General features: G+C 44.5%; 14 protein-coding genes and 1 pseudogene. 7 read left to right on the top strand and 8 right to left on the bottom strand.

The window, feature by feature from the left end; translation table 11 throughout:
* Positions 1 to 410, bottom strand: a pseudogene (locus tag AC9UC2_RS06260) (hypothetical protein); the annotation flags it as partial.
* A gap of 261 nt (positions 411 to 671) precedes the next feature.
* On the opposite strand from AC9UC2_RS06260, the gene AC9UC2_RS06255 reads away from it, so the two are divergent.
* The 5 genes from AC9UC2_RS06255 to AC9UC2_RS06235 all read left to right on the top strand — a co-directional run bounded on the left by AC9UC2_RS06255 (position 672) and on the right by AC9UC2_RS06235 (position 4391).
* The gene (locus AC9UC2_RS06255) at positions 672 to 2045 is read left to right on the top strand and encodes a flavin-containing monooxygenase (RefSeq protein WP_509526544.1); all 1374 of its coding nucleotides are present in this window, start codon (positions 672 to 674) and stop codon (positions 2043 to 2045) included.
* Positions 2046 to 2487: 442 nt separating this feature from the next.
* Complete coding sequence (locus AC9UC2_RS06250; RefSeq protein ID WP_509526542.1) at positions 2488 to 3105, top strand: hypothetical protein; 618 nt, start codon at positions 2488 to 2490, stop codon at positions 3103 to 3105.
* 9 nt (positions 3106 to 3114) lie between these two features.
* Positions 3115 to 3528, top strand: a complete 414-nt coding sequence (locus AC9UC2_RS06245) for a QcrA and Rieske domain-containing protein (RefSeq protein ID WP_509526539.1) — start codon at positions 3115 to 3117, stop codon at positions 3526 to 3528.
* Positions 3529 to 3548: 20 nt separating this feature from the next.
* Positions 3549 to 4061 (top strand): DUF305 domain-containing protein, encoded by a 513-nt coding sequence (locus AC9UC2_RS06240; RefSeq protein ID WP_509526537.1) that lies wholly within the window; start codon positions 3549 to 3551, stop codon positions 4059 to 4061.
* A gap of 9 nt (positions 4062 to 4070) precedes the next feature.
* Positions 4071 to 4391 (top strand): hypothetical protein, encoded by a 321-nt coding sequence (locus AC9UC2_RS06235; RefSeq protein ID WP_509526535.1) that lies wholly within the window; start codon positions 4071 to 4073, stop codon positions 4389 to 4391.
* Here the strand turns inward: AC9UC2_RS06235 and AC9UC2_RS06230 are convergent.
* From AC9UC2_RS06230 to AC9UC2_RS06205, 6 genes are all read right to left on the bottom strand, one after another.
* Positions 4380 to 4781, bottom strand: a complete 402-nt coding sequence (locus AC9UC2_RS06230) for an arsenate reductase ArsC (RefSeq protein ID WP_509526532.1) — start codon at positions 4779 to 4781, stop codon at positions 4380 to 4382. The two genes, AC9UC2_RS06235 and AC9UC2_RS06230, sit on opposite strands and share 12 nt — an antisense overlap.
* Positions 4771 to 5418, bottom strand: a complete 648-nt coding sequence (locus AC9UC2_RS06225; protein WP_509526530.1) for an aquaporin — start codon at positions 5416 to 5418, stop codon at positions 4771 to 4773. Before AC9UC2_RS06225 ends, AC9UC2_RS06230 begins: the two co-directional genes overlap by 11 nt.
* Positions 5419 to 5510: 92 nt before the next feature.
* A complete protein-coding gene (locus AC9UC2_RS06220; protein ID WP_509526527.1) occupies positions 5511 to 6008 on the bottom strand; it encodes an FKBP-type peptidyl-prolyl cis-trans isomerase in 498 nt (165 codons plus the stop codon).
* A gap of 11 nt (positions 6009 to 6019) precedes the next feature.
* On the bottom strand, positions 6020 to 7345 hold the full coding sequence (gene argG, locus AC9UC2_RS06215) for an argininosuccinate synthase (RefSeq protein WP_509526524.1): 1326 nt from the start codon (positions 7343 to 7345) through the stop codon (positions 6020 to 6022).
* A 9-nt stretch (positions 7346 to 7354) separates the two neighbouring features.
* On the bottom strand, positions 7355 to 8548 hold the full coding sequence (locus AC9UC2_RS06210; protein WP_509526521.1) for a class I SAM-dependent methyltransferase: 1194 nt from the start codon (positions 8546 to 8548) through the stop codon (positions 7355 to 7357).
* Between the two features lie 4 nt (positions 8549 to 8552).
* A complete protein-coding gene (locus AC9UC2_RS06205; RefSeq protein ID WP_509526518.1) occupies positions 8553 to 9308 on the bottom strand; it encodes a class I SAM-dependent methyltransferase in 756 nt (251 codons plus the stop codon).
* 107 nt (positions 9309 to 9415) lie between these two features.
* Here AC9UC2_RS06205 and AC9UC2_RS06200 point away from each other — a divergent pair, with 107 nt between their 5' ends.
* Together AC9UC2_RS06200 and AC9UC2_RS06195 are read left to right on the top strand one after the other, a co-directional pair.
* Positions 9416 to 11023, top strand: a complete 1608-nt coding sequence (locus tag AC9UC2_RS06200) for a glycoside hydrolase family 13 protein (protein WP_509526515.1) — start codon at positions 9416 to 9418, stop codon at positions 11021 to 11023.
* A gap of 16 nt (positions 11024 to 11039) precedes the next feature.
* Entirely contained in the window at positions 11040 to 11951 is a 912-nt protein-coding gene (locus tag AC9UC2_RS06195; RefSeq protein ID WP_509526513.1) for a TerC family protein, read from the top strand.
* Here the strand turns inward: AC9UC2_RS06195 and hpf are convergent.
* Positions 11948 to 12289, bottom strand: a complete 342-nt coding sequence (gene hpf, locus AC9UC2_RS06190) for a ribosome hibernation-promoting factor, HPF/YfiA family (protein WP_509526510.1) — start codon at positions 12287 to 12289, stop codon at positions 11948 to 11950. The genes AC9UC2_RS06195 and hpf overlap by 4 nt on opposite strands.
* Position 12290 lies beyond the last annotated feature (1 nt).

The raw sequence follows: 12290 nt of genomic DNA, 5'->3' as shown, positions 1-12290 counted from the left end.
GTAGGTGTTGGAGTTGGAGTGGGTGTTGGAGTTGGAGTTGGCGTTGGTGTTGGTGCAATTAACTGAACACGAAATCCAACTCCTGGACCTGATGAAAACTTTGGTGCTCCTACTGCATCTGCCAGGTATCGCCAGGGCTTGGGAAGTGGATCTTTATCCTTTAATTTCAGGAACTTGGCAAATAGACCTTTATTTCCCATTACTTTTGTACAGGAAATTCCAAAGGAGTTAATTTGATATGTGCCTTTTGGAAATTTAACACCCACAATTATCTCGTTGGTGCTTACTTTGTAATTTCCACAACTTGGCGTTTTTGGTCCTGCATGGTTAGTTCCATAGGCAGAAAGTGGGCTCAGGGCAAAGACAAGGGTTATGAGCAAACCCTTGGAGATACTCCCTCTCATCCGCATTCTAAAAGGGTAATGGGAAGATCAAGCCAAGTGGGAAATTGAGCAGTCATTTCTGCTCTTACCTCCCAAAATGGCTTGAATATCTTTCAATACCCTTGTTTTGTCCCTGGCTATCCCTAATATTGGAGATGAGTCAAGAACGGATATATCCGCTTAGTGGGTCAAAGGGAATGGTTTGAAGGTTTGATAACGAGTCCCTCACCACCCACTTACGTAAGTGAGCCCGAGTGCCAAATTCAGGTTATAGGCAATAATTAATTTATGAATCCAAGGATCTGCGTCATCGGAGCTGGCCCAAGTGGTATCACCGCAGCCAAGAACTGCATTGAAAGCGGTTTAGATGTTGTGGTCTTTGAAAAGAATGACAAAGTTGGTGGCAACTGGGTCTTTAACTCTAAAACAGGACATTCAAGTGTTTATGAGAACACGCATTTAATTAGCTCTAAGGCATGGTCTGAGTTTGAAGATTATCCAATGCCTGATTCATATCCTGATTATCCGAGCCATATCCACCTGCAAAATTACTTCGAATCTTACGCGGTTCATTTTGGAGTAATGCCACGAATTAAATTTGATCACACTGTAAATCATGTGACTCGCCAACACGATGGAACGTGGCTCGTTGAATATACCGATAACGGTGGAGTGAAGAAGAGTGAAGTATTTGAATATTTGATGGTTTCTAATGGCCACCATAATGTGCCGAAGTATCCAGAGTACCCAGGAAATTACAGCGGAAAGTTTTTACATTCCCATGATTTCAAGGGTGTGGATGAGAGCTGGAGAGACAAGCGTGTACTCGTAATTGGCGGTGGTAACTCTGCATGTGATATTTCTGTTGAAGCAGCACGGATGACTAAGACTGTGCACATGTCAATGCGAAGTCCGCAATGGTTTTTTCCAAAGTTCATCTTTGGCCAACCAGGTGATGTCTTTGCTGCGCGTAGTAAGTGGTTACCAAGGAAGCTTCGCCAATATGGTCTGAAGTTTTTAGTCAAAATAATTCAAGGTCCATACAGTCGTTATGGATTACCTGAGAACACCACTCTCCCGCTAACTAATCACCCAACTTTGAACTCAGATCTGATGGATTACATTCGCCACGGCCGGATAAAGCCGCGCAAAGCCATTAAATCTTGGAGTGGATTAACCGTTGAGTTTGTCGATGGCAGTAAAGAAGATTTTGACATTGTTTGCGCAGCAACGGGCTTCTGGACTACCTTCCCGTTTTTTGATGAAGATTTTATAAACTTTAAGAACTTAACAGAGGTGCCGCTATTTAAGAAGATGATGCATGAAAAGTATGAAAATCTTTACTTCATCGGATTGTTTCAACCCCTAGGTTGTATTTGGCCACTGGCTGACTATCAAGCAAAGATTGCTTGTTTAGAGATAAATGGAAGATACCGTAGGCCAAAAGATATGAAATCTGCCATTGATCATGAGGTTAAGAATCCTCATTTCAATTTCACACCAGGGCAACGTCATGCAGTAGAGGTGGATTACCACCTGTTTCGCAAAGAGTTAAAGGGTGAATTGAAAAAAGCAGGCGTAGATATAGGTAAATCACCAGCGGGCAACAAGAAGCTTTACAAAAGCTTTGCTGACGATTCACTGAGAATCAAGGTTTCGTAAGGACATTACAAATCCAACACATTAACATTTGAACCATGCCGCTGTGTCTGAATCCAAAGTGCCAAAAGCGCATTGCGACAAGCCTTGATAGTTGTCCTTTTTGTGGAGGAAATGAGATTGGCCAGTTCAATTCCTATAGCAAGCAAGAAGCGCTGCAGGAGGAAATAAGCATTGAAAACTTTCATAAGGTTGTTAAGAATTCACAGCCATACATCGAGAGAACTATTGTCCCAAAGGGTGCAAAAGTTTCCTTCAAATCAAAACTAGCTGTAAGACTGATGTACATAAGGCGAAAGCTCCTCCCACCTCGTAATCGGTGATCAGTTGAGCGTGGCTACCTGAGAATCAACCTTGAATCTGAGCCTGAACGCGATTTCCGAGTTGCTGGACCCCCGTGGTGCATTTACCGTTATCAAAATCTAATTGATTCATAAGGAGAGTTATGAAGCTACGAATGATCACCGCTACTGCCATGTCATCTTTACTTTTGATTGGTGGTTCAGGAGCAGCTGTTGCTGATGCTGCCAAGCCTGGTCAAAGCATGACCCATATGAAAACTGCTGCAGGTGTTGCATCGACACTTGAAGCAGCAGGTGTAATTCTCTACGTACAAGGCGGCGCAACGGCTGCTGTCATTGGCGAGAACGTGAGTGAGCCAACTAGCCAAGTTGTTTTCCATATTCCAGTAACAGCCAATAAAGCTGGCGTTCAACATGTTGGAAGCAATATTATTTTCTTTAATACAGCTAATAACCAGTTCCTCACACTAAAAAATCCAGTTATTGATTTAGCTAAAGGTGTTGTTTCAGCAATAGTTCCTCAAGCAGGAAATGCAAAGGTTGATATTTTGACGATCACTAATGCATCGACAGCAAAGCCAAAGATCACCAATGATCGCAAGGCAAAGCTACGCACTACTGCATACGCAGGTACCACCTTGGTACTTGCTCCAGGAGTAGCTGCAACAATCGCAACGGTTTTGGGCTTGCCTGCTGGTTCATTGCCTGATGGTTTGGCTTTTGGAACAGCTGATGTGTCTTTGTACACCAAGTTAAAGTAAGGACTTCAGATGGAACCAATCTCGCGTCGTTCTCTCTTTGCAGGTGTGTGCGCAGTTGTTGCATTGGGTGGCAGTGAAGTACCGGCTGCAGCAAATGCAGCGGTAAAGAAGCTTCCCAATGGCAAGCTTTCAGTAACGCTGAAAAATTTGCCGGCGCTTTCTGCAGTCGGTGGGGCGATGCGGATTGGTTCTATTAAAGGCGTCCCTGTCGGGATAGCACGAATAGGAACAAATAAATACACAGCTTTTAATCTGCGCTGTCCACATCAGGGAATCACGGTGTCCAGAACAGAAAGCGGTTGGATGTGCAGTGCTCATAATTCTGAGTTCGAAGCTGATGGAGACTTAGTTCTCGGACCAGCCACGACAGGATTATCCAAGGTTGCAATTAAAATCAGCCGCGGAATCGCCACAATTGGTTAATCGAAAGATAGGGTCGTAACATGAAAAAGATTTTCCTCGTACTGTTCTCGATTCTGCTTTTAACTGGATGTGCAGCAGCACCCGAAGCTAACTCTGAATTTAGTGCGGCAGACATTAAGTTTGCAGAAGAAATGATCCCCCACCATGAACAAGCTATATTGATGTCAGACATTGCTCTGACTAATTCAACTAGTGATGAAATTCTTGCGCTAGCTCGAGATATCAAATCAGCGCAAGCTCCTGAGATCGAATTGATGGATAGCTGGACTGGTGTAAACCCTTCAACTCATATGGGTCACACCATGGATGGAATGCTCAGCGATGAAGAGATTCAAAGTTTGCGTGATGCTGAAGGTGTAACTTTTGATCGCCTATTTCTTGAAGGAATGATCAAGCATCACGAAGGTGCAATAAAGATGGCGCAAAAGGTATTGGATTCAAAGAACGCAGAAGTAGCAGCACTTGCCCTCGCAATTATTAAAGCTCAAGAAAAAGAGATTGCCTTCATGCAGGAGCTCATCAAGTTCTACTAGACTTACAATATGCTTGGTGGAATCAATAACGCATTGTTCTTGCAATCCTTTGGCGGATTTGCAGCATTAGCCCTGTTGATTCTTGTTCTCAAGTGGGGATTTTCATCTAACAAGCGCTTGATTATCACGCCAATTAAAGCTGGCAAGAAAGATCAATACGGATTGCTTAGACCGTTGCAAACACCTAGCAACTACATCGAAGCTCAGATGAGTTTGCAAAAACTAACTGATGCCAACATCAAGGCCACACTGACACAGACCTTGGATGGACCGCAGTTGATGGTTTTTGAAAAGGACTTGAAGATTGCCGCTGCGGTACTAGCTCAGTAATTCAGCGAGTAAAGCTTCAACTCGACCTTTGATCTCATCACGAATTACACGAACAGATTCAATTCCTTGTCCTGCAGGGTCATCTAAAACCCAATCTTCATAACGCTTACCGGGATAGAACGGACAAACATCTCCGCAACCCATTGTGATTACCGCATCAGATTCTTCAACCGCTTCAGTTGTTAAAACTTTTGGGGTGTTGTTAGCAATATCAATTCCAACTTCGGCCATTGCTTCTACCGCAATTGGGTTAATTGAATCCTTTGGTGCACTTCCTGCAGAAAGTACTTCTACTCGCCCCTTACCTAGCTCGCGCATAAAGCCTGCAGCCATCTGTGAGCGACCTGCGTTGTGAACGCAAACAAAGAGAACGGTTGGTTTATTTGTCATGAGTAAGTGCTTTCACTAGACCCAGGCCGATGATGGCTCCGAGGATTTGGGCTGCAATAAACTTAGGCGCGCACTCTGGTGCAATTCCAGAAAAAGAGTCGCTAAATGTTCGTCCGATTGTTACTGCAGGATTGGCAAAAGAAGTTGAGCTTGTGAAGAAGTAAGCGCTACCGATCCAGGCAGCAACTGCTGCAGGAATCACAGTTAAATTCTTTTGGCTTACAAGCAAGTTAATCACCAGGATCAAGCCAGCTGTAGCAACAATTTCCGCTAAGTACAGGTTATTGCCTGATCGAATCTTGGTTGCAGTTTGAATAATTGCATTACCAAACATTGCATTTGCCAAAAATGCACCTGTTATTGCTCCAGCTGTTTGAACAACGGCATATTGTAGAAATTGAATCATCGAACTCTTGCCTTGAATCAAATCAACCAAGGTCACAACAGGGTTGAAATGTGCACCGCTAATTGGAGCCAAGATAAGAATCAAGACTGCCAGACCAAAGACTGTGGCAATTGTGTTTATAAGAAGTTGTAGACCAACATCTTGAGTTAAATCGGTGGCCATAATTCCTGAACCAACAACGATTGCGACCAAAAGTGCGGTACCTAGGTACTCAGCAAGGAGCTTTCTCATGTGCCGAGGTTACTCAATACTTGGTTAATGCACGGTGAACAAAGACAAAACCCCACCACCTATTTAGGCGATGGGGTTTTGTTTAAGGCTAATTATGAAACAGCGATGATGTCTACGACGAAGATCAAAGTCTCATTAGGTCCGATTGGGCCTGAACCATTTGGGCCGTAACCCTTGTCTGCTGGGATTACCAATAGACGACGTCCACCTGCTTTTGCACCTGGCAGACCTTCTTGCCATCCGGCGATTACGCCAGATAGTGGGAATGTTGCTGGCTCTCCACCGTTCCATGAAGACTCAATCAACGCTCCGTTAGACCATGTCATCAATGTGTAATGAACTGTCAGAGTTGAAGTTGGTAGAACTTCTGTTCCTGTTCCAACGATTAGGTCTTGTGTTTGCAAAGTTGTTGGTGCTGCACCTGTTGGAGGTGTGATTGTTGGTGCTTCTCCCGCGTTACCAGATACTGCTGGAAGTCCTGCTGCTGATCCTGACACTGTGTCATCTCCTCCGAGTGTTGTAAATGATGCAAATGCAATTGCTAATACGGCTAAAACCGCAAATACTTTTAATAAGGTTTTCTTTGGCATTTTTCTCCTTGTTATTCGATTTCGCCGATTAATTTAAACTCGCCATCACCGATCTGGCCTTGTGAGCGGTAAAGCTCTAACTTGGCACGAGTATCGGCAATATCAAGGTTGCGCATGGTTAGTTGGCCAATGCGATCTACTGGGCCAAAGGCAGCGTTTTCAGTGCGCTCCATTGAAAGCTTTTCAGGGTGGTAACTAAGTCCTGGACCAGTTGTATTGATGATCGAATAATCATCTCCGCGGCGCATACGAATTGTTACTTCTCCAGTAACTGCAGATGCAACCCAACGCATCAGTGATTCGCGCAGCATTAAAGCTTGTGGATCAAACCAGCGACCTTCATACAACAGGCGTCCTAGACGGCGTCCCTCTGCATGGTAATTAGCGATTGTGTCTTCATTATGAATTGCACTAATCAATCGCTCATATGCAATGAACAGCAGCGCCATTCCTGGAGCTTCATAAATTCCACGGCTCTTGGCTTCAATAATTCTGTTTTCAATTTGATCGGCCATTCCGAGTCCGTGACGCCCACCAACCGTGTTGGCTTCCTTCATTAAATCAACGATGTCAGCAAATGACTTTCCATTGATTGAAACAGGGCGTCCCTGGTTAAAGGTAATTTTTACATCTTCAGTATCGATCTTGACCGCTGGATCCCAGAAGCGAACTCCCATGATTGGTTGTACTAGCTCTACCGAGGTATCAAGATTTTCAAGACTCTTTGCTTCGTGGGTTGCACCCAAGATGTTTGCATCGGTTGAATACGCCTTTTCAGTGCTGTCACGGTAAGGAAGTCCATGAGCAACTAGCCATTCAGACATTTCCTTACGGCCACCAAGTTCGGTAACAAAGTCTTGATCAAGCCAAGGCTTATAAATTCTTAGGTTGGGATTTGCAAGCAGCCCATAGCGGTAAAAACGTTCAATGTCATTACCTTTATACGTTGATCCATCGCCCCAGATTTCAACTGAGTCCTGGTGCATTGCACGCACCAACATGGTTCCGGTTACTGCACGACCCAAAGGCGTGGTGTTGAAGTATTGCTTTCCGCCAGAACGGATATGAAAAGCTCCGCAAGCAATCGCTGCAAGACCTTCTTCAACTAACGCATTTTTGCAATCAACAAGGCGTGAAATCTCTGCGCCGTATTCCTTTGCGCGATCTGGAACTGAATCAATATCTGGCTCGTCATACTGGCCAAGATCTGCGGTGTAGGTACAAGGAACTGCGCCCTTGTCGCGCATCCAGGCAACTGCCACTGATGTGTCGAGACCGCCAGAAAATGCGATACCAACCTTTTCACCAACTGGAAGAGATGCAAGGACCTTAGACATGTCCTAAGTCTAACGGATGTTAAGCGTCGAAAGTTTCTTCTCTAAAGCAGGCTTCACACCCCATTGAGCGGTAATTTCTCGGTATCTATCGATATCTAACTGCTCTGGCTTTGCATCAGTCTTTACTGCGCGGATCATCAAGTTACGAGGCGTGTGTTCTCCCCCAATGAATTCAATAACTTCAACGCGATAGCCAGCAAGCCTTAGAAGTTGCGCTCTGAATGAATCAGTAAGTAGATCACCAAGACGTTCTTTCATTAAACCAAACTTTGTTAGCGCTCCCCAAGGTTCAGGTGCTGCATCAATCTGCTTTTGAATATCGTGATGACAGCAAGGTGCGATTAATAAAAGCTTTGATCCCCCGTTTACTGCCCAGGCAATGGCATCATCAGTTGCGGTATCACACGCGTGCAGAGCGATAGCAACATCTGTCATTTCAGCTGTTGTCTTTGAAATCTCTTCAGCCTTGAATGAAATACTTTTAGTTATGCCAAGTTTTTGGGCAATTGAATTGTTGCGATCTCTAGATTCAGTGCGAACATCAATGCCTGTGACAATGACTGGTATTCCAGAGTTCATCAGAAATTGATGTGCAGCAAAAGTTAGATATGCATGGCCACAACCAAGGTCAGTTATTCGAAGCGGCTGTGTTGGCGTTGGCTTATGAATCTGCCCTGCTTCGATAGCTGCGTTGAGTGCCGGGGAAAGCAAGCGCAAGAACTCTTCAACCTGCTTGTACTTATCCTGACGTGAAGGCTTAATAACGCCTTTTGCATCAGCGATTCCAACTTCGCGCAAGAACGGATCATTGGAATCAAGCAATCTGTCTTTCTTCTTATCGTGCGCCAGATTCTGTTCAGATTGACGTTTTTCGGTGTGCACTTGGGCATCCCCGCTCTTTGTCACTCTTATGGAATAAACCTGGCTGGTGCTTTCGACCATAATGTTTGCGTATCCACTATCTAGAAGTTGATCTACTTCAAGTACAGTAGGCAAGAGATTTTTAGTCGTTGTTGTTCGTCCATCATTTTGCATCAACTGAAGGTGCAGGACACCTTTTAATTCAACAAGGCGAATATCCACTCGTTCAAATTCAACGCTCATATTTCTGCGGCGTCCAGACAAAACGGCACGCACAAAAGTTGATGTATCTAGAATCTTCGAGGCAGCCTCTTGGAAAGCCTCTTCACGAGTAATTGGCATTTAATCAGCGAGGTGCAATTACCGCTGTGCCTTTTTCATGATCCAGAATAGTTAAGACGTGGTTCGGCAAAGCCTTGGCAAAATCTTCGGCCAGCTTGCGCTCTCCATCACGGTTCACATCATCAATTATTACTATGGCCTTTACTGACAACTTATCTTTAAACTCTTTTAGCGCAGGATATCTAGCCTCTGGATTGTTATACCCTGGCGGTCCATCCACAATAAGCAAATCAATCTTCTTTAAATCTTTCAGCGTTGAAACGTCATACCACTCTGAACCATTTGCATATGGGCGTAATGGAGCAATGCGAATTTCAACACCGCGCACTTTGTGTTCTTTCAAAAGATCGCGGGTTTTCCCACCGAATTCTTCTGAGTTATCAAGACTGACAACTTTGCGCGCACCAGATTTTGCTGTTACTAGAGTCGAAACACCTGACCCAAGTTCTACAACAAGTGAAGGCTTATTCTTCTTCACTATTTCTGAAATGAGAAGCAAGAGATCAGGTGAGGCTGCCCAACTACGGGTAGATGGAATCGCAGCTTTCAACTGTAACAAATTGCTCAGCTGAATGAATGCTTCGGTTTGTCTATAGGCGATCAGCGAATTCTTTTTGCTCTCAGCTGCGGCCTTGTGAATCTCCCTGGATATCCGTTCACTCTTCTTTGAAACTTTGTCGTGAAGGGCTCGGAGGGAACGAATGCAATAAAGGGTTCCAAGTAGAATAAGGAGTAAAAGGGCTAAATAGAGGAGATTCATATACCGAGTGTAACGGCATGAACAAACGTTATAAAAGAGAAACATACGAGGGTTACTTACATCCTTTTTACATTGTCCAGCGATTGCCAATTCCGTAGCCTGACACCATGACAGCCTCGCCGTGGTGGAAGCAAGCAACTATCTACCAAATCTATCCGCGGTCCTTTTTTGACAGCAACGGCGATGGCGAAGGTGATTTGCAAGGAATTATCTCCAAGCTGCAATATGTTCAAGAACTGGGCGTTGATGCAATCTGGTTGAGCCCCTTCTACACATCTCCAAATAAAGATGGCGGGTATGACGTTGCTGATCCTCGCGATGTTGATCCTAGATTTGGAAACCTAGCTGATGCCAAAAAGCTTATTGATGTCGCACATTCTTTGGGCTTAAAAGTAATTGTCGATGTTGTTCCTAACCATTTTTCAGATCAACATATTTGGTTCCAACAAGCACTTAAGGCCGGAAGAGGTTCGCCAGAACGTGCTCGCTTTCATTTCTATGATGCAAATGAGGATGGAACTCCCCCAAATAATTGGATCTCACTTTTCGGTGGACCTTCGTGGACGCAAGTTGAAGATGGCCAGTATTACCTTCACCTTTTTGATTCTTCACAACCTGATCTGAATTGGGAAAACCCAGAGGTTGCCAGTGATTACGAAGTTACATTGCGTTTTTGGTTAGACCTTGGAGTTGATGGTTTCCGAATTGATGTCGCACATGGTTTAGTTAAAGAAAATTTGTTGACCAACCATCCTGATCCTCAGGGAATAAGTGATGCACTGCGCCTAGATGTTTCCATGGATCCAGAAATTAGGTATGCCCTTCTTCCAACGGTTCCTTATTTTGATCGTCAAGGTGTCCATGAAATTTATCGTCAATGGCGCAAACTCTTTGATTCATATAAAGATCGCGAAATCATGGCTGTTGCCGAGGCCTGGGTTCATCCTCCAGTTAATGCAACTCGATATGTTCGAAGTGATGAATTGCATCAAGTCTTCAACTTTGATTTGTTGGATGCGCCTTTCAAAGTTGATTTTCTCTATGGAGTCGTGACCCGCTCAATTGAGCTCATGGATTCTGTTGGAGCCCTTCCTACTTGGGCCTTAAGTAATCATGACTCTCCACGTGTTGCTTCACGAATCGGCGAAATTCAGGCACGCGCACTTGCACTTTTCGTTTTAGCACTGCCTGGTTCCTGTTATGTATTTGCTGGACAGGAATTAGGTTTACCTGACGGAGAAATTCCAGATAGCTCCCGGCAGGATCCAATTTATTTCAGAACTAAAGGCGCACAAAAAGGTCGCGATGGTGCCCGTGTGCCACTTCCTTGGACCGGTGAGACAGCTCCTTTTGGATTTACAAGTGGAACACCGTGGTTGCCATTAACCGACAAATGGAAAGAATTGACTGTCGAAAAGCAAAATGCTGATCCAAAGAGCACGCTTAATCTCTATCGCAACGCTTTGAAGCTACGTACCGATCATCTAATTGATCAGGGATCAATCGACTGGCTTGAATCACCCATCCATGGATTAAAGAGTGATTCACTGCTGGCGGTTCGTCGTGGCAATGTTTCTGTCTATATGAATTTGTCCGATTCTGCTGTTGATGTGGAAATAAGTGGCAAGTTACTGATCGTGAGCGCGGGAATAGTCGATGCACGTGATGGAAAGTTAACAATTCCGCCCATTTCAACCATCTGGGTGCATCACTAACTGACACAATACCGCCATGGAATCTACGACTACTTGGCTATTGACCATTGGAATTCTCTCTCTTGTAATTCTCTTTGACTTAACTCTTGCGATTGTTCGTCGCAACAAAGAGACCACAATGACCGAGGCGGGAATCTGGACATTTATCTATGTGTCTGCGGCGATTGGTTTTGGAATCATGCTGCCAGGCTGGACGACAGATCCAAATGCACAAAAAGAGTTCTTTGCCGGCTGGCTAACTGAGTATGCACTGTCAGTAGATAACATCTTCGTGTTTGTCATCATCCTGAGCAGATTGAAAGTGGATAGGACCAAGCAACAACTAGTTCTGCTATTGGGAATCATCATTGCCTTATTGCTAAGAGGTGGCTTTATCGCTGCAGGTAGCGCGATCATTGAGAAGTTCTCTGGAGCTTTCTTTGTGTTTGGCGCGTTCCTTGTCTTCACCGCTTATCGACTTCTAGTCGAAGATAAGGGCGAGGAAGAATGGAAAGAAGATCGCATGATCACCTTCTTGCGTTCCAAAGGTGCGACAACCTTTGTTATTGCATTAATTTCTCTAGGTTTCACTGACCTCGTCTTTGCTCTTGATTCAATTCCTGCAATCTTTGGAATCACCCGTGATCCATACATCGTTGTTTGTGCAAACATTTTTGCGCTGATGGGGCTTCGTCAGTTGTACTTCTTGCTCCAAGGTTTACTACAGCGCTTGGTGTTCTTGTCCAAGGGGCTTTCCTTCATCCTGGCCTTCATCGGATTCAAGATGTTTATCGAAGCTTTCCATGGCATAGGAATTCATGAAATTGCCGGATTGGAACTGCCTCACGTACCTATTGAAGTGAGTCTCTTTGTCATCGTTGCAGCGCTAACAGTGACAGCTGTAGCTAGTCTTACGGCAACACGTAAGGATGGAAGCGAGATCGTTTAGATCTCTGTTTTCATCTTTCGTACTGTTGAACGATCGTAATCCTTAGATTTCTCATGAATCTTTCGGATCTGTAGAGCGAAAGCTTTAATTGCGGTATCAAAAGCAGCTAAGTCATTGAACTCTGCCGCTTCTGCTCTAAGCAATGGCCCTGAACCATGCGAAGTAAGAACTACTTTGTGCTTGTGCTTGCCTTGATGAGGGTTTGCCTCGTGTAAAACTTCAACCTCGACGCGATCGATAACGACACTAAATCGCTCCATGCTGTTAAGTTTCTCAATTGCGATATCTTTGAAATCTTCGGCTAAATCTGCGTTGCGTGTATGAATTTGTATCTTCATA

The organism is Candidatus Planktophila sp. (assembly GCF_036734405.1).
In the GTDB taxonomy this organism is placed as follows: Bacteria; Actinomycetota; Actinomycetes; order Nanopelagicales; family Nanopelagicaceae; genus Planktophila.
The sequence above is the reverse complement of the archived record's forward strand: the minus strand, read 5'-3'. Positions and strand labels throughout refer to the sequence as shown.

Bases quoted from the DNA above. Each gene is read 5' to 3' on its own strand.
- AC9UC2_RS06255 (WP_509526544.1), top strand. From the start codon at position 672: ATGAATCCAAGGATCTGCGTCATCGGAGCTGGCCCAAGTGGTATCACC.
- AC9UC2_RS06250 (WP_509526542.1), top strand. From the start codon at position 2,488: ATGAAGCTACGAATGATCACCGCTACTGCCATGTCATCTTTACTTTTG.
- AC9UC2_RS06245 (WP_509526539.1), top strand. From the start codon at position 3,115: ATGGAACCAATCTCGCGTCGTTCTCTCTTTGCAGGTGTGTGCGCAGTT.
- AC9UC2_RS06240 (WP_509526537.1), top strand. From the start codon at position 3,549: ATGAAAAAGATTTTCCTCGTACTGTTCTCGATTCTGCTTTTAACTGGA.
- AC9UC2_RS06235 (WP_509526535.1), top strand. From the start codon at position 4,071: ATGCTTGGTGGAATCAATAACGCATTGTTCTTGCAATCCTTTGGCGGA.
- AC9UC2_RS06230 (WP_509526532.1), bottom strand. From the start codon at position 4,781: ATGACAAATAAACCAACCGTTCTCTTTGTTTGCGTTCACAACGCAGGT.
- AC9UC2_RS06225 (WP_509526530.1), bottom strand. From the start codon at position 5,418: ATGAGAAAGCTCCTTGCTGAGTACCTAGGTACCGCACTTTTGGTCGCA.
- AC9UC2_RS06220 (WP_509526527.1), bottom strand. From the start codon at position 6,008: ATGCCAAAGAAAACCTTATTAAAAGTATTTGCGGTTTTAGCCGTATTA.
- argG (WP_509526524.1), bottom strand. From the start codon at position 7,345: ATGTCTAAGGTCCTTGCATCTCTTCCAGTTGGTGAAAAGGTTGGTATC.
- AC9UC2_RS06210 (WP_509526521.1), bottom strand. From the start codon at position 8,548: ATGCCAATTACTCGTGAAGAGGCTTTCCAAGAGGCTGCCTCGAAGATT.
- AC9UC2_RS06205 (WP_509526518.1), bottom strand. From the start codon at position 9,308: ATGAATCTCCTCTATTTAGCCCTTTTACTCCTTATTCTACTTGGAACC.
- AC9UC2_RS06200 (WP_509526515.1), top strand. From the start codon at position 9,416: ATGACAGCCTCGCCGTGGTGGAAGCAAGCAACTATCTACCAAATCTAT.
- AC9UC2_RS06195 (WP_509526513.1), top strand. From the start codon at position 11,040: ATGGAATCTACGACTACTTGGCTATTGACCATTGGAATTCTCTCTCTT.
- hpf (WP_509526510.1), bottom strand. From the start codon at position 12,289: ATGAAGATACAAATTCATACACGCAACGCAGATTTAGCCGAAGATTTC.